Annotated in this window: 14 protein-coding genes; 10 read left to right on the forward strand and 4 right to left on the reverse strand. The window is 69.0% G+C overall.

The annotated features are described in order from the left end of the window. Positions 1-292 precede the first annotated feature (292 nt). Positions 293-1,138, forward strand: a complete 846-nt coding sequence (locus AB0J91_RS32300) for a VOC family protein (RefSeq protein WP_363786650.1) — start codon at positions 293-295, stop codon at positions 1,136-1,138. A 221-nt stretch (positions 1,139-1,359) separates the two neighbouring features. Here the strand turns inward: AB0J91_RS32300 and AB0J91_RS32305 are convergent, their stop codons facing one another. Further along, complete coding sequence (locus AB0J91_RS32305) at positions 1,360-2,241, reverse strand: RecB family exonuclease (RefSeq protein WP_132673767.1); 882 nt, start codon at positions 2,239-2,241, stop codon at positions 1,360-1,362. A 132-nt stretch (positions 2,242-2,373) separates the two neighbouring features. On the opposite strand from AB0J91_RS32305, the gene AB0J91_RS32310 reads away from it, so the two are divergent. Beyond that, positions 2,374-3,513 (forward strand): site-2 protease family protein, encoded by a 1,140-nt coding sequence (locus tag AB0J91_RS32310; protein ID WP_363786652.1) that lies wholly within the window; start codon positions 2,374-2,376, stop codon positions 3,511-3,513. Positions 3,514-3,586: 73 nt separating this feature from the next. Continuing rightward, on the forward strand, positions 3,587-4,420 hold the full coding sequence (locus tag AB0J91_RS32315; protein WP_363876675.1) for a tRNA (adenine-N1)-methyltransferase: 834 nt from the start codon (positions 3,587-3,589) through the stop codon (positions 4,418-4,420). A gap of 92 nt (positions 4,421-4,512) precedes the next feature. On the opposite strand, the gene AB0J91_RS32320 is transcribed toward AB0J91_RS32315, so the two are convergent. After that, the gene (locus AB0J91_RS32320) at positions 4,513-5,232 is read right to left on the reverse strand and encodes a hypothetical protein (RefSeq protein ID WP_363876677.1); all 720 of its coding nucleotides are present in this window, start codon (positions 5,230-5,232) and stop codon (positions 4,513-4,515) included. Between the two features lie 48 nt (positions 5,233-5,280). Further along, positions 5,281-5,979, reverse strand: coding sequence for a hypothetical protein (locus tag AB0J91_RS32325; protein WP_363876680.1), 699 nt, complete (start codon positions 5,977-5,979; stop codon positions 5,281-5,283). A gap of 522 nt (positions 5,980-6,501) precedes the next feature. Between AB0J91_RS32325 and arc the strand changes: the two genes are divergently transcribed. Next, complete coding sequence (gene arc / locus AB0J91_RS32330; RefSeq protein ID WP_363876683.1) at positions 6,502-8,292, forward strand: proteasome ATPase; 1,791 nt, start codon at positions 6,502-6,504, stop codon at positions 8,290-8,292. A 132-nt stretch (positions 8,293-8,424) separates the two neighbouring features. Continuing rightward, complete coding sequence (locus AB0J91_RS32335) at positions 8,425-9,375, forward strand: aldo/keto reductase (RefSeq protein ID WP_363786662.1); 951 nt, start codon at positions 8,425-8,427, stop codon at positions 9,373-9,375. 7 nt (positions 9,376-9,382) lie between these two features. Here AB0J91_RS32335 and AB0J91_RS32340 read toward each other — a convergent pair whose 3' ends face one another. Then, entirely contained in the window at positions 9,383-9,901 is a 519-nt protein-coding gene (locus tag AB0J91_RS32340; protein WP_363876686.1) for an NUDIX domain-containing protein, read from the reverse strand. A gap of 105 nt (positions 9,902-10,006) precedes the next feature. Between AB0J91_RS32340 and dop the strand changes: the two genes are divergently transcribed. The 5 genes from dop (at position 10,007) to pafA (ending at position 15,258) form a co-directional block, all read left to right on the forward strand. After that, on the forward strand, positions 10,007-11,506 hold the full coding sequence (gene dop / locus AB0J91_RS32345) for a depupylase/deamidase Dop (RefSeq protein ID WP_363876689.1): 1,500 nt from the start codon (positions 10,007-10,009) through the stop codon (positions 11,504-11,506). A 157-nt stretch (positions 11,507-11,663) separates the two neighbouring features. After that, positions 11,664-11,855: a ubiquitin-like protein Pup gene (locus tag AB0J91_RS32350; protein ID WP_132622389.1), complete on the forward strand. Its 192-nt coding sequence runs from the start codon at positions 11,664-11,666 to the stop codon at positions 11,853-11,855. Between the two features lie 153 nt (positions 11,856-12,008). Further along, complete coding sequence (prcB, locus tag AB0J91_RS32355) at positions 12,009-12,854, forward strand: proteasome subunit beta (protein ID WP_363876692.1); 846 nt, start codon at positions 12,009-12,011, stop codon at positions 12,852-12,854. Positions 12,855-12,913: 59 nt separating this feature from the next. Then, entirely contained in the window at positions 12,914-13,657 is a 744-nt protein-coding gene (gene prcA, locus AB0J91_RS32360) for a proteasome subunit alpha (RefSeq protein WP_363786670.1), read from the forward strand. A 242-nt stretch (positions 13,658-13,899) separates the two neighbouring features. Next, on the forward strand, positions 13,900-15,258 hold the full coding sequence (gene pafA, locus AB0J91_RS32365) for a Pup--protein ligase (protein WP_132673758.1): 1,359 nt from the start codon (positions 13,900-13,902) through the stop codon (positions 15,256-15,258). Positions 15,259-15,353 lie beyond the last annotated feature (95 nt).

The raw sequence follows: 15,353 nt of genomic DNA on the forward strand, positions 1-15,353 counted from the left end.
CCCAATTACTACCTCGTTAAACTTCCTACTAGAGTAGGCCTACACCCATCCCGGGACGCCCCCACAGTGCGGGCGGTCCGTGACCCGAACCGACGGTGATCGTTCGGACCAGAACCGCCTCGTGGTGCTCCATTCGGGCGAACCGCTCTCCCGATCGTGTTCACCTCGCCCTCGCCGAGAGAGGCTGGGCGAGGTGAGGGCGAGTTGGTCCGGCGCCTCCGCGGTTGTCACACCTGAGGCGTAGTTTCGAACGTGACGATCTTGGACGACGCCGATGGGGGTTGGCACGCACATGGCAGTAGTGGTCCCGGGGAAGACGCCTCCGCAGTGGCAGCTCTACGCAGGCATGCCCTGCTGGATCGAGCTGATCACCACCAACCTGGACAAGGCGCGGGAGTTCTACGCGAACCTGTTCGACTGGGAGTACGAGACCCACTCCGACCCGGCTTCCGGGGAGCACATCATCGCCCTGCGCGACGGGTTCCCGGTGGCCAGCCTGCGCGCGGCCTCCGGTGACCAGTCGATGTGGCGGATCTACCTCGCGGCAGCGGACTGCGCCGAGAAGGTCGCCGAGGCCGAGGAGCACGGCGCGGTGCAGACCGTCCCGCTGAACTCGGTGCCCAAGGTGGGCCGCAAGGCCGTGTTGGTCGGCCCCTCCGACGCGGAGTTCGGCCTGCTGGAGCCGGAGGAGTCCTGGCAGTTCGACGTCGGCCTGCCGGGCACCCTGATGTGGGCCGAGCTGGTCACCATCAAGGCGCAGACCGCCGACAACTTCTTCCAGGAGCTCTTCGGCTACACCGCGGAGCAGTTCGGCACCGAGCACCGCTCGGACTACTCGGTCTGGTATCTGGGCGAGGAGTCGGTGCTGGCGCGGGTCAGCATGATCCGCGACTTCATCACCGAGTCCACGCAGCCGCACTGGCTGCTGTACCTGGGCGTGGACGACGAGATCGGCACGGACGAGCTGGTCCGCACCGCCATCGCCAACGGCGGTCGCGTCCGGGTCGATCCGTACGACTCCAGCATCGGCCGCATGGCGGTCCTGCGGGACCCCACCGGCGCTCGTTTCGCGGTGATCGACCCGAGCCAGGCCGGTGACTTCGGCACCGCTGCGAACTACGACCCTTATGAGGACTGATCACTCCGTGATCTTCCTGCTTGGCGGTGCCAGAAGCGGAACCTCAGACGCCTTCTCGCTCCGGGATCCGAGACTTGTGTATGACCAATACACGGCGCTACGGCTGTCCTCCCGAGAAGACGTCTGAGAACCCGCGGCGGTGCCGGCTGCTCAGGTGGGGTGAGGAGAAAGCGCCTGCGGCGCTTGCCTGACGGTGGGTCGCAGGCGCTTCTCCGTTGCCGTCAGTCGGTGCGGTCCAGGATGGACTCTTCGTTCGTCGCGGGGTCTTCCGGCCAGCCCGGGTAGGGCGGCGGGGTTCCGCCGAACGCCGGGCAGAGGGCTTTGTGATCGCAGTAGTCGCAGAGCTTGCTCGGGTTCGGCCGGAAGTCCCCGGTCTTGCCCGCGCGCAGGATCGCCTGCCAGATCGCTTCGAGAGTCCGCTCGAAGCGGCGCAATTCGTCCTCGTCGGGGGCGTAGGCGAGCTTCTGCTTGTTCGCCAGGTACATCAGCAGCAGCTGGCGGGGGATCTCGCCGCGCAACCGCCACAGCACCAAGGCGTAGAACTTCATCTGGAACATCGCCTTGGCTTCGCCGATCTCGCGCGGCGCGTTGCCGGTCTTGTAGTCCACCAAGCGGATTTCACCGGTCGGCGCGACGTCCACCCGGTCGATGAAGCCGCGCAGCAGCACGCCCGAGGGGAGCTCGGTCTCCACCCGCAGCTCGCACGCCTCCGGCTGCAACCGTTGCGGGTCCTCCATCTCGAAGTAGGCGTCGAGCAGCCCGCTCGCCGACTTCAGCCACTTGGCCAGCTCCGGATCGTCCGGGCCCTCGAAGAGCTCGGCCAGCTCAGGCTGCTCGGCGAGGATCTCCTCCCACGCCGGCGCCAGCAGATCTCCGGCCTTCTGCCTGTCGCGCTGCTCGGTGGGCAGGCCGTAGAGGCGTTCCAGCACCGAGTGCACCACCGTGCCGCGCACCTGCGCGCGAGTGGCCTTCTCCGGCAGCCGGTCCACCGCGCGGAAGCGGTAGAGCAGCGGGCACTGCTTGAAATCGCCGGCCCGCGACGGCGAAAGCGCCGGACGCCGGCGGGTCGCCTGCTCGGGTTCCTGCTGCGCGGTCTCAGCCATGAGCACTGACCCTAACGAAACCCCCTGACAGGAGATCGGCACGGGAGGGGCGTGGTCGCGAAATCGGCGAGAACTCCGATCTCGCACCCGGGCGTAACAGCTCTCTTACCTCCGACCTACTACCCTTCGCACATGCCGCCGCCCGCTTCCTCGCCCGTCCGGCCCAGGCTCAACGACGGGGGGCTGCTGTTGTGCCGGGTGGCCGGAGTTCCGGTGCTGCTGTCCACCTCGTGGTGGCTCGGCGCCGCGCTCATCGTGCTGCTCTACACACCGATGGTCGGCCGCATCCTGCCCGGCGCCGGGGTGTGGGAGAGCGCGGTGCTGGCGGCGGTGTTCACGGTGCTGCTGGCGGCCTCGGTGCTGCTGCACGAACTCGGCCACTGCATCGTCGCGCTGCGGATGGGCCTCCCGGTGCGCCGGGTGCGGCTGTTCCTGCTCGGCGGGCTCTCCGAGATCTCCCGCACGCCGCCCAAGCCCGCGCAGGAAGGGCTGATCGCCGCCGCAGGGCCGGCGGTGTCCCTGGTGCTGGCGGGCGCGACCGGCATCGCCTGGTACGCCATGACCCCGGGCGGCGCGGTCTGGCTGCTGGTCGCCCAGACCTGCGTGGCCAACCTGGCCGTCGGCGTGTTCAACCTGCTGCCGGGCCTGCCGCTGGACGGCGGGCGGATGCTGCGCGCGCTGCTGTGGCGGATCACCGGGCGTCGCGTCGCGGGCACCACCGCCGGTGTCGTGGGTGCCGGAGCCGTCGCCGTCGCACTGCTGGTCTACGCCTTGATCGGGTTGTTCAGCGGAGCCGATGACCAGTGGTTGCGGCTCGGCGTGTGCGTGCTGATGGCCTGGTTCGTCGTGGCCGGGGCCAGTGCCGAGCACCAGGCCGAGCAGCGCCGCCGGTGGCCGAGCGGCCTGGAGCTGTCGGACCTGGTGCGCCCGGTGCTGCAACTGCCCGCCGAGAGCCCGGTCGCCGACGCCCTGATGGCCGCGGCCGGACGCGGCGTCGTGCTGGTCCGCGCCGACGGCATCGCGGTCGGCCTGCTCGACCAGACCGCCGCCGAGCGGCTTGCCACGCACGCGCCCCACGAACCCGCCGAACGCGCCGCGGAACCGGTCGAGGCGGACACGATCCTGCTGGACAGCGAGTCCCCGGACGCCGTGCTGGAGCGGGTCCAGGCCGTGCTCGCCTGGCAGTTCCTGGTCATCGACGAGGAGGGCAGGCCCAGCGGAGTCCTCCGCCGCGAGGACCTGCGCTCGGCACTGCGCTCCCGCCGGGGGTAGAGGCCTGCCCATCTGCGACGATGGTTCGCCGTGCATCGAGCACGTCAGCGAGCGTGGAGAAGGTAGGCAGCAGTTGAGCAGCACCGTCAGCGGTGAGTTCCAGCCCGGCGACCGGGTCCAGTTGACCGACCCCAAGGGGCGCAAGTACACGGTCGTGCTGGAAAGGGGAGGGGAGTACCACACCCACCGCGGCGCGCTCGCGCACGACGACCTGATCGGGCAGCCGGAGGGCTCGGTGGTGGTCTCCGCGGGCGGAACCTCGTTCCTGGCGCTGCGCCCGCTGCTGGCCGACTACGTGCTGTCCATGCCGCGCGGCGCCCAGGTCATCTACCCGAAGGACGCCGCCCAGATCCTGATGTGGGGCGACATCCGGCCCGGCGCGAAGGTGCTGGAGGCCGGGGCCGGATCCGGCGCGCTGAGCTGCTCGCTGCTGCGCGCGGTCGGCCCGGAGGGCAGCGTCACCTCCTACGAGGTGCGCGAGGACCACCACGAGCACGCCGAGCGCAACGTCAAGCGCTTCTTCGGTGAGATCCCGGAGAACTGGGACCTGCGGCTCGGCGACCTGCTGGAGTACGACGGCGAGCCCGTCGACCGCATCGTGCTGGACATGCTGGCGCCCTGGGACGTGCTGGAGCTGGTCAAGGAGAAGCTCAACCCCGGCGGCGTGCTGATCGTCTACGTGGCCACCACGACCCAGCTCTCCCGCGTCACCGAAGCGATCCGCGAGCAGCAGAACTGGACCGAGCCGCAGGCGTGGGAGACGCTGCTGCGCCCGTGGCACGTGGTCGGCATGGCCGTCCGCCCCGAACACCGCATGGTCGCCCACACGGCGTTCCTGCTCACCAGCCGCCGCCTCGCCGACGGCGTCACCCCACCGCGCGTCCAGCGCCGCCCCAGCAAGGGCTGACACGACATGAGAACGGGCCCGCACCGAACTTCCGGTACGGGCCCGTTCTCATGCCCTCGGTCAGCGGACGGTGATCACCATCGAGCGCGCGGTCAGCAGAGCTTCCACTCGCCGTCCTCGACGATCAGCTGGTTCGTCTCGTTGATCGGCACGTCCTGATTCATCTGCTGGCCCATGACCTCCACGTGGAGGGACATGGTGCCGTTGAAGTGCGCGGTGGCGGTGTCATCGCCGTTGTCGGTGACCGCGCCCAGGGCGAACTTCACCTCGAGGTTCTCGATCAACTTCTGGATCTCGGCGTCCGGAACGCCCATGCCCTTGAGCTCCTCGAACTGGGATCCCTTGCCCTCCATCATGTCGACCATGTCCTGCAGCTTCTTGCTCGACTTGTCGCAGGTGAGGCTCTGCACCCCGGCGAAGTCCTTGGCGTTCATCATGTCCACGGCCTGCTGCGCGACCGGGCGAGGATCGCCCGGGCCGCCGGTGAAGGCGAGGACGAGCGCGATGATCACGCCGATGACGACGAGGCCGCCGACGCCGCCCAGGACCCAGGGCAGCGGGGACTTCTTCTTCGGCGGCGGCCCGTAGCCGGGCTGGCCGTACGGGCTCGGGTACGGCTGCTGCTGGTAGCCGGGCTGCGGCTGCTGCGGGTACTGCTGTCCGCCGCTCGGCGGGAACTGCCCGCCGGGTTGCTGCGGGTACTGCTGTCCGCCGCTCGGCGGGAACTGCCCGCCGGGTTGCTGCGGGTACTGGCCACCGGGCTGCTGCCCCCATCCGCCCTGGCCGGGCGGCTGCTGCGGTGGGTACGTCACTGGTGCTCCCCCTGAATCTTTTCTGTTGTTCCCCTCGATGCGCCCCGGCTACTGGCCGAGGTCGCAGACCTTCCACTCGCCGTTCTCGACGACCAGGCCCATCGTCTGATCCACCGGCTGGGACGCCCCGTCGGCCTCGTAGGTTCCGGTGAGATCCGCCGAAGCCTTGTCGCCGTTGCGGGTGACCTCGCCGAGCCGGACGTCGAACTTCCACTGCTTGAGCTGGCCGATGGCGGTGTCGAGCTGGGCCTTGTTGGACTCGCAGAACAGCTCGCCGACGGTGCCGAAGTCGCCCGCGTTGACCTTGGCCACGACCTCTTGGGCCACCGGTCGCGGTTCGCCCGGCCCGCTGCCGAGCCAGAAGTAGACGCCGACGCCCGCTCCGGCGAGCACCAGCACGGCCGCGACGATCCCGAGGACCACCGGCAGCTTCGACTTCTGCGGTGCCGGCGGTTCGACGTCGCCGAAGCCCCCGGGCTCCTTCAACCACGAGCCGGGGCCGTACTCGCTGCCCCACTGCGGTGGCATCGGCTGACCGGCCTGCGGCGGCTGCGCGGGCTGCGGCTGACCCGGGTGCATCTGGCCGGGTTGTCCCTGCTCCGGGCCCTGCTGGCCCCAACCGGTGTGCTGGTTGCCGTACCAGTTGGGCTGCTGCTGCGGGGTGCCGGAAGGCTGAGGTGGGAATCCGTTCCCCGTGGGTTGTTGCCCCCACCCGCCCTGTCCAGGCTGCTGCGGCGGATAGGTCATGGACTCCTCCCAGGAGTGCTCTTGCGGCATTCGACGCCGGTTGTGCGCTAGCGGCGGTAAGTAGACCAGAGCCTTTGGACCCGCGGGTGCGGAGTATCCGGATTACAACCTCCGTGACCGCTTCAACGAAGTCCGGAATGTCCGGACACCCGAGGTTGTTCCAAATGATGGGAGAAGTGCGGCGGCTCCCGACGAAAATGCCACCCGGTTGCCGGAGTCGTTGACCCGGATGATCGCAGAGCGCACACGACCGCTGTGGCGCAACGGAAAAACCCGTGGTCGCGGCGATTCCGCAGGGGTGTCGGAAGGTCGTCCGGGAGTATCGAACGGACCATGATCGACAACCCACCGTATCCGCCTCGACCAGCCAGGATGCAACGCGCCGGGAACAAACGTCTTTAGACCGTGTGTATTCGGAGATTTCTGTGGCACGCTGGGCGATCCGGCGGACACCTCACGACGCCGCCGTCGTCGGTGATCGCCGGTACCGTGGTGGTACGAGCACGGGAGGAGGGTGCCGATATGCAGCACGACCGTCCCGGCAGCCGGCCTGAGGAGGGCGACGGCGAGCAGGGTGCGGGCTCCGCGGAGCTCCGCAGCCAGATCCGTCTTCTCGAAGACGAGGTCGCACTGCTTCGCCGCAGGCTCAACGAGTCCCCTCAACAGGCCCGCTTGCTGGAAAAGCGGCTGGCCGAGGCATCCGAGAGAGTGAGCCAGCTCACCGAACGGAACGCCAAACTCACCGAGACCCTGAAGGAAGCGCGGGGCCAGCTGATGGCACTGCGCGAGGAGGTCGACCGCCTCGCCCAGCCCCCGAGCGGGTACGGCGTGTTCTTGCACGCCTACGAGGACAGCACGGTCGACGTATTCACCTCCGGTCGCAAGATGCGGGTGGCGGTGTCGCCGAACGTCGAGACCGGGGACCTGCGGTTGGGGCAGTCGGTGCGCCTCAACGAGGCCCTGACGGTGGTCGAGGCGGGTGCGTTCGAGCAGACCGGTGAGGTGTGCACCTTCCGGGAGGTCCTGTCCTACGCCGAGGGCGAGAGCCCGCGCGCGCTGGTGATGGGGCACACCGACGAGGAACGCGTCGTGTGGCTGACCGAGCCCCTGGCCGATTCCGGGCTGAAGTCCGGCGATTCGCTGCTGGTCGACAGCAAGGCCGGCTACGCCTACGACGTGGTGCCCAAGGCCGAGGTCGAGGACCTCACCCTCGAGGAGGTGCCGGACGTCGGCTACCGCGACATCGGTGGCCTGGCCGGGCAGATCGAGCAGATCCGCGACGCCGTGGAGCTGCCGTTCCTGCACTCCGAGCTCTACGTGCAGTACCAGCTGCGCCCGCCGAAGGGCGTCCTGCTCTACGGGCCACCGGGCTGCGGGAAGACGCTCATCGCCAAGGCGGTGGCGAACTCCCTGGCCAAGAAGGTGGCCGCGGCGCGAGGCGACGACGATGGTCAGGCGAAGTCCTACTTCCTGAACATCAAGGGCCCCGAGCTGCTCAACAAGTTCGTCGGCGAGACCGAACGGCACATCCGGATGATCTTCCAGCGCGCTCGGGAGAAGGCCTCCGAGGGCACGCCGGTGATCGTGTTCTTCGACGAGATGGACTCGATCTTCCGGACCCGCGGCAGCGGTGTGTCCTCCGACGTGGAGACCACCATCGTCCCGCAGCTGCTGAGCGAGATCGACGGTGTGGAAGGCCTGGAGAACGTCATCGTCATCGGCGCCTCCAATCGCGAGGACATGATCGACCCGGCGATCCTGCGCCCCGGCCGGCTCGACGTGAAGATCAAGATCGAGCGTCCGGACGCCGAATCGGCCAAGGACATCTTCTCCAAGTACCTCACCACCCAGCTGCCGATCCACGAGGAGGACCTCAAGGAGTTCGGCGGCGACAACGCCGCGTGCCTGGACGCGATGATCCAGGCCACGGTGGAGCGGATGTACGCCGAGACCGACGAGAACCGGTTCCTGGAGGTCACCTACGCCAACGGTGACAAGGAAGTCCTGTACTTCAAGGACTTCAACTCCGGCGCGATGATCCAGAACATCGTGGACAGGGCCAAGAAGGCGGCGATCAAGTCGGTGCTGGAGACCAACCAGCCGGGCCTGCGGGTGCAGCACCTGCAGGACGCCATCATCGACGAGTTCGCCGAGAACGAGGACCTGCCCAACACCACCAACCCGGACGACTGGGCCCGCATCTCCGGCAAGAAGGGCGAGCGGATCGTCTACATCCGCACCCTGGTCAGCGGCAAGAACCAGGAATCCGGCCGAGCGATCGACACCGCCACCAACACCGGCCAGTACCTGTAGAACAGGTGCCGCGCTCGCACGCGTGGTCGAACGGTCGTCGAGACGACGGTGATCCGGGGCCGCCATCCCTCCTTACGGGATGGCGGCCCCGAGCTCGTGCGGGCGACTTCGCGGCGGGATACGTTGCTGGACATGATCCCCGCGCAGAACCCGGTGCAGCGGCTGGGACTCGGGCTGGCCGCGCTGGGCCGGCCCGCCTACATCAACGTCGGCCGCGCCGACGTGCTGCCCCAGCAGCGCACGGCCCAGGCCATGAAGGAGCGCACCCGCTCCGTCCTGGACGCCGCCTACGCCCACGGCATCCGATGGGTCGACACCGCCCGCTCCTACGGCAGCGCCGAGCAGTTCCTGGCCGACTGGCTGGGGGAGCGGGGCCACGAGGACGTCACCGTCTCCAGCAAGTGGGGCTACGCCTACGTCGCCGAGTGGCGCATCGAGACCGAGGTCCACGAGGTCAAGGAGCACTCGCTGGAGCGGTTGCGCGCCCAGTGGGCGGAGACCCGCACGCTGCTGGGCGATCGCATCGACCTCTACCAGGTGCACTCGCTGACCGGTGACAGCCCGCTGTTCGAGGACCTGGAGCTGCAGCACGAGCTGGCGCGCATCCGCGACGCCGGAGTGCGGCTCGGCTTCTCCACCAGCGGCGCCGCGCAGCCCGAGACCATCGAACGGGCCTGGGAGCTGGAGATCGGCGGGACGCAGCTGTTCAGCGCCGTGCAGTCCACCTGGAACACGGCCGAGCCCTCGGTCGGCCGCACCCTCAACGAGGTGCACACCGGCGGGTGGCGGGTGCTGCTCAAGGAAACCATGGCCAACGGCCGGCTGGCGCTGAAACCGCCGGACGAGTTCGCCGCCATCGCCTCGCGCCACTCCGTCGGGCCGGACGCCATCGCCGTCGCCCACGCCCTGGCCCAGCCGTGGGCGGACGTGGTGCTGCTCGGCCCGGCCAGCGTCGAACAGCTGGAGACCAACCTCGCGGCCCTGCGCGTCGAGCTCGGCGACCAGGACCTGGCCACCCTCAAGTCGCTGGCCACGGACGCGGCGACCTACTGGGGCGAGCGCTCCCAGCTGCCGTGGCACTGAGAGCCGCTCAGGAGCGCGCAGCGCGCTCCCGCAGCCATCGCCGCGTGAACTGACGGCCGTCCGGCACGAAGGGCCACAGCGGGTCCTCGAGGCGCTCGCGCAGCTCGGTGACGGGCATCCACCAGCCCTCGGCGACCTCCTCGGGCTGGTGCACCACGGGTCCGTCCCAGCGCGCCTGGAACACGAAACCGTGGTAGCGAACGGTGCCCTGCTCGAAGACCTCGCGGAACAGGAACTCCGGTTCGGTGCGAACGCCGAGCTCCTCGGCCAACTCCCGGCGGGCGGCGTCGAACGGGTCCTCGCCGGCGACGACCACGCCTCCGGCGGTGCAGTCGTGCAGGCCGGGGTAGACGTCCTTGGTGTCGGTGCGGCGGTGCACGTAGATGCGCTGCTCATCGCCCGAGAGCAGCAGCACGGCCGTCGCCGCGTGCCGCAGTCCCCTCTCGCGCATCTCGCGCCTCGACGTCCGGCCCACGACACGCCCGGCCGCGTCGTACAGCGCGACCTGCTCATCACCTGTGCCCACACCACGATCGTGCCACCCGGTCGGCGCAGCGCGGGAAGGCACGATTGGCGAACCTGTGGCTTCAAGCACTCTGCTCCGCCGCCGATACCCCGTACTCTGCGAGGTATGCGGCGGATCATGGGAACCGAGGTGGAGTACGGCATCGTCGTACCTGGCGATTCCAGCGCCAATCCGGTGCTGACCTCCACCCACATCGTGCTTGCGTACGCGGCGGCGGCGGAGATCCCGAGAGCCAGACGGGCTCGCTGGGACTACGAGGTCGAGTCGCCGCTGCGCGATGCGCGCGGGTTCGACCTGAGCTCGGCGGCGCAGCAGTCCAACGGTTCGGACGGCGACGACCTCGGCGCGGCCAACGTCATCCTCACCAACGGCGCGCGGCTCTACGTCGACCACGCGCACCCCGAGTACTCCGCGCCCGAGGTCACCAACCCGCGCGACGCGGTCATCTGGGACAAGGCCGGCGAACGCGTGATGGAGGAGGCCGCGTTGCGCGCGGCCAGCGTCCCCGGCACCGCGCCCATACAGCTCTACAAGAACAACGTCGACGGCAAGGGCGCCAGCTACGGCACCCACGAGAACTACCTGATGGCCCGCAACACCCCGTTCACCTCGGTGATCGGCGGCCTGACGCCGTTCTTCGCCTCCCGGCAGGTGATGTGCGGGTCCGGCCGGGTCGGCATCGGCCAGTCGGGTGAGAAGGCCGGTTTCCAGCTCTCCCAGCGCTCCGACTACATCGAGGTCGAGGTCGGGCTGGAGACCACCCTCAAGCGCGGCATCATCAACACCCGCGACGAACCGCACGCCGACGCCGACAAGTACCGGCGGCTGCACGTCATCATCGGCGACGCCAACCTCGCCGAGACGTCGACCTACCTCAAGCTCGGCACCGCTGCGCTGGTGCTGGACATGATCGAGGGCGGGGTGCGGTTCGACGACCTCAAGCTGGCCGACCCGGTGCAGGCGGTGCACCTGATCAGCCACGACCCCACCCTCAAGCAGTCCGTGGAGCTCGCCGACGGTCGCCGGTTCACCGGTTTGGACCTCCAGCGCGCCTACCACGAGCGGGCCTCGGAGTTCCTCGACGCCCACGGCGCCGAGCGGGCCTCGCGCGACGTGCTCAACACCTGGGGCGAGGTGCTCGACATGCTCACCAACGACCCCATGTCCTGCGCCGACAGGCTCGACTGGCCGGCCAAGCTGCGGCTGATGGAGAGCTACCGCAGCCGCGACGGCCTGGGCTGGGCCTCGCCCCGGCTGCACATGATCGACCTGCAGTACTCCGACGTGCGGCTGGACAAGGGCCTCTACAACCGGCTGGTCACCCGGGGTTCGATGAAACGCCTGATCAGCGAGGAAGAGGTGCAGGAAGCCGTCGCCGCTCCGCCGGAGGACACCCGCGCCTACTTCCGCGGCCGCTGCCTGGAGCGCTACCCGTCGGAGGTCGCCGCCGCGTCCTGGGACTCGGTCATCTTCGACCTCGGGCGGGAATCCCTGGTGCGCATCCCGACGTTGGAACCGCTGCGCGGCACCAAGGCCCACGTCGGCGCCCTGCTGGAAGCCAGCAACAGCGCCGAGGAACTGGTCGACTCGCTGACGAAGGGGTGACCCGCTACGACCTCGTTTCGCGCACGTCAGGTAGTCGGAAAGATCGTCAAAGACGCCCGGCTGGGCGTGGGCGAACGAGTGGTCGGATAGGTAGTGTTCAAGGCAGGACGCCCCCGAGTCCGGGGGAGTTCGGGACTTCAACCCACCGGGAGGCGAGATGTCTCAGGAGAAGGCTCAGCGGCAGGGCGGCGGCGACGGCGAAGAAGAGAACGAACCGGAGGCCGCCGGTCAGGAACGTCGCGAAAAGCTCGGCGAGGACGTCGACGCCATCCTGGACGAGATCGACGACGTCCTGGAGGAGAACGCCGAGGACTTCGTGCGCGCCTACGTGCAGAAGGGCGGCCAGTAGGCCCCCGGCCGCCGGTGCGCCCAGGCGGTGATCCTGCGAGAACCGGCCACCGGGTCGGAGAAACACCGGCCCGGTGCCGCTCGCTGCGCACTCGATCATGACTAAAGTGCACCTTGTCGCAGGAGTCCTGTGAGAACGGAGACGATGTCGCTGATGGACCAGAGCTCGGCCCAGTTCCCCGGGCAGGCGCTTCCCGCCGCCTACTTGACCCCCGGATCCTCGTCGTTCACCGACTTCCTCCAAGCCGCCGCACCGGAACTGCTGCCGGGCGGGCGCAAGGCGCCCGAGGGCTCGGTGCAGGCGCCGCACGGCACCACGATCGTCGCGGTGACCTTCCGCGGCGGGGTGCTGCTGGCGGGTGACCGCCGGGCGACGATGGGCAACGTCATCGCGCAGCGGGACATGGAGAAGCTCTTCGTCACCGACGCCTACTCGGCGGTGGGCATCGCCGGAACGGCCGGTGTCGCGCAGGAACTCGTCAAGCTCTACGCGGTCGAGCTGGAGCACTACGAGAAGCTCGAAGGGATCTCGCTGTCGCTGGACGGCAAGTCCAACAAGCTGGCCACGATGCTGCGCGGCAACCTGTCCGCGGCGATGCAGGGCCTGGCGGTCGTACCGCTGTTCGCCGGCTACGACACCGACGCCGAAGACCCCGACCGCGCAGGCCGGATCGTGTCCTACGACGTCGTCGGCGGTCGCTACAACGAGGCCGGCGGTTACCACGCGGTCGGTTCCGGCTCGCAGTTCGCCAAGTCGGCGCTGAAGAAGCGCTTCGACCCGGACGCGGACCTGGACACCGCCGCGCGCGCCGCGGTGGAAGCGCTCTACGACGCGGCGGACGACGACAGCGCCACCGGTGGACCGGACGTGTCCCGGCGGATCTACCCGTCGGTCATCACCATCACCGCGGCCGAGGGCTCGGTGCGGCTGACCGAGGAGCGGACCTCCGAGATCGCCACCGCCGTGGTCAACGGACGCCTGGAGAACCCGGGCGGCTGACCAGCGCCGTCCCCACGATCCCGCCTGCCACAGCGAGCAGATTCAGGAGTGCAGAAGCCGTGACGATGCCGTTCTACACCTCCCCCGAGCAGTTGATGCGGGAGCGTTCCGAGCTGGCCCGCAAGGGCATCGCCCGGGGCCGCAGCGTGGTGGTGCTCAAGTACGCCGGTGGGGTGCTGTTCGTCGCCGAGAACCCGTCTCCGACCTTGCACAAGGTCTCCGAGATCTACGACCGCATCGGTTTCGCCGCGGTGGGCCGCTACAGCGAGTTCGAGGCGCTGCGGGTCGCCGGCGTGCGCATCGCCGACGTGCGCGGTTACTCCTACGACCGGCGCGACGTGACCGGGCGATCGCTGGCCAACACCTACGCCCAGCACCTTGGCGCGATCTTCACCGAGCAGATCAAGCCGTTCGAGGTCGAGATCTGCGTGGCGGAGGTCGGCGCGACCGCCGAGTCCGACCAGCTGTACCGGCTCACCTACGACGGGTCCATCGTGGACGAGCCGCAGTACGTGGTGATGGGCGGTCAGGCGGACACGATCACCAGCTCGCTGAAGGATTCCTTCAGCGATGGAATGGAATTGGGCGACGCCATCCGGGTCGCCGTCAAGGGACTTTCGTCCAGTGGGGACGCCGCGCGGGAACTGGGCACCAAGGCCCTGGAGGTCGCGGTCCTCGACCGCGCCCGTCCCAACCGGACGTTCCGCCGCATCCAGGGCGCCGCGCTCACGGCCCTGCTGCCGGCGGCGACCGAGGACTCCGCCAAGTCCGAGGACGGCGAGGAAACCCCGCCCGGCAAGTGACCGCCCGAGAGCTCAATCGCTCCCGCACCCGCCTCGGGTGCGGGAGCGATGTCGTTCGCGGTGGGAAGAATGGCCCACATCCCGGGAAAATCGTACGGATGTACGGCGATTCAGGCTGCTCCGTGCGGGTGCGTGCGCAACGGGGTGGGTGACCGCCTGCTACCAAAATCAGCCGAACTCATTTCGACACTTGCCCGAACGGCGGACCGCCGCGGGGGCGGTTTTGCGCCTAGTGTGGAGTCATGCAGAGGCGGATCTTCGGCATCGAAACCGAGTTCGGGGTCACCTGCACGTTCCACGGGCAGCGCAGACTGTCCCCGGACGAGGTGGCCAGGTACCTGTTCCGGCGGGTCGTGTCGTGGGGAAGGTCGTCGAACGTCTTCCTGCGCAACGGTGCCCGCCTCTACCTCGACGTGGGTTCCCACCCCGAGTACGCCACCGCCGAGTGCGACGACCTCACCCAGCTGGTCACGCACGACAAGGCCGGTGAGCGCATCCTCGAAGACCTGCTCATCGATGCCGAACGCCGGCTCTCCGACGAGGGCATCGGCGGGGACATCTTCCTGTTCAAGAACAACACCGACTCAGCGGGCAACTCCTACGGCTGCCACGAGAACTACCTGGTCGGACGTTCCGGCGAGTTCTCCCGCATCGCCGACGTGCTGCTGCCGTTCCTGGTGACGCGCCAGCTCATCTGCGGTGCCGGGAAGGTCCTGCAGACCCCGCGCGGCGCCGTGTACTGCCTCTCCCAGCGAGCCGAGCACATCTGGGAGGGCGTCTCCAGCGCCACCACGCGTTCCCGGCCGATCATCAACACCCGCGACGAGCCGCACGCCGACGCCGAGCGCTACCGGCGACTGCACGTCATCGTCGGCGACTCCAACATGTCCGAGGTGACCACCCTGCTCAAGGTCGGGGCGGCCAACCTGGTGCTGGAGATGGTCGAGCAGGGGGTGCAGTTCCGGGACTTCAGCCTGGACAACCCGATCCGGGCGATCCGCGAGATCAGCCACGACCTCACCGGACGCCGCACGGTGCGGCTGGCGGGCGGCCGGGAGGCCTCGGCGCTGGACATCCAGCGCGAGTACCACAGCCGGGCCGTCGACCACGTCGCGCGGCGAGGCTCGGACCCGATGTCCGAGCGCATCCTGGAGCTGTGGGGCCGCACGCTCGACGCCGTCGAGCAGGAGGACTACTCGCTGATCGACCGCGAGGTCGACTGGGCGATCAAGCTCCGCCTGCTGGAGCGCTACCGCAACAAGCACGGTCTGGAGCTGTCCAGCCCGCGCATCGCGCAGCTCGACCTCGCCTACCACGACATCCGGCGCGGACGCGGGCTGTTCGACATGCTGCAGCGCAAGGACCTGGTGGATCGGGCGACCGAGGACGGCGAGATCGAGGCCGCCAAGGACACCCCGCCGCAGAGCACCCGGGCCAAGCTGCGCGGTGACTTCATCGCCGCTGCTCAGGCCGCGGGGCGGGACTTCACCGTCGACTGGGTGCACCTCAAGCTCAACGATCAGGCCCAGCGGACCGTCCTGTGCAAGGACCCGTTCAGGGCGGTCGACGAGCGGGTCGAGCGGCTGATCAACTCGCTGTAGGGCAGTTCGGCCCCAGGGCTCCGCAGGGACCTGCCGGACGCCGGACAACATCGTGGTCAATCTCGACGATGTCGACGACAGCACCCTGGAGGGGT

This window comes from Saccharopolyspora sp. NPDC049357 (assembly GCF_040677225.1).
Taxonomy (GTDB): domain Bacteria; phylum Actinomycetota; class Actinomycetes; order Mycobacteriales; family Pseudonocardiaceae; genus Saccharopolyspora.

Bases quoted from the DNA above. Each gene is read 5' to 3' on its own strand.
- AB0J91_RS32300 (WP_363786650.1), top strand. From the start codon at position 293: ATGGCAGTAGTGGTCCCGGGGAAGACGCCTCCGCAGTGGCAGCTCTAC.
- AB0J91_RS32305 (WP_132673767.1), bottom strand. From the start codon at position 2,241: ATGGCTGAGACCGCGCAGCAGGAACCCGAGCAGGCGACCCGCCGGCGT.
- AB0J91_RS32310 (WP_363786652.1), top strand. From the start codon at position 2,374: ATGCCGCCGCCCGCTTCCTCGCCCGTCCGGCCCAGGCTCAACGACGGG.
- AB0J91_RS32325 (WP_363876680.1), bottom strand. From the start codon at position 5,979: ATGACCTATCCGCCGCAGCAGCCTGGACAGGGCGGGTGGGGGCAACAA.
- arc (WP_363876683.1), top strand. From the start codon at position 6,502: ATGCAGCACGACCGTCCCGGCAGCCGGCCTGAGGAGGGCGACGGCGAG.
- AB0J91_RS32335 (WP_363786662.1), top strand. From the start codon at position 8,425: ATGATCCCCGCGCAGAACCCGGTGCAGCGGCTGGGACTCGGGCTGGCC.
- dop (WP_363876689.1), top strand. From the start codon at position 10,007: ATGCGGCGGATCATGGGAACCGAGGTGGAGTACGGCATCGTCGTACCT.
- AB0J91_RS32350 (WP_132622389.1), top strand. From the start codon at position 11,664: ATGTCTCAGGAGAAGGCTCAGCGGCAGGGCGGCGGCGACGGCGAAGAA.
- prcB (WP_363876692.1), top strand. From the start codon at position 12,009: ATGGACCAGAGCTCGGCCCAGTTCCCCGGGCAGGCGCTTCCCGCCGCC.
- pafA (WP_132673758.1), top strand. From the start codon at position 13,900: ATGCAGAGGCGGATCTTCGGCATCGAAACCGAGTTCGGGGTCACCTGC.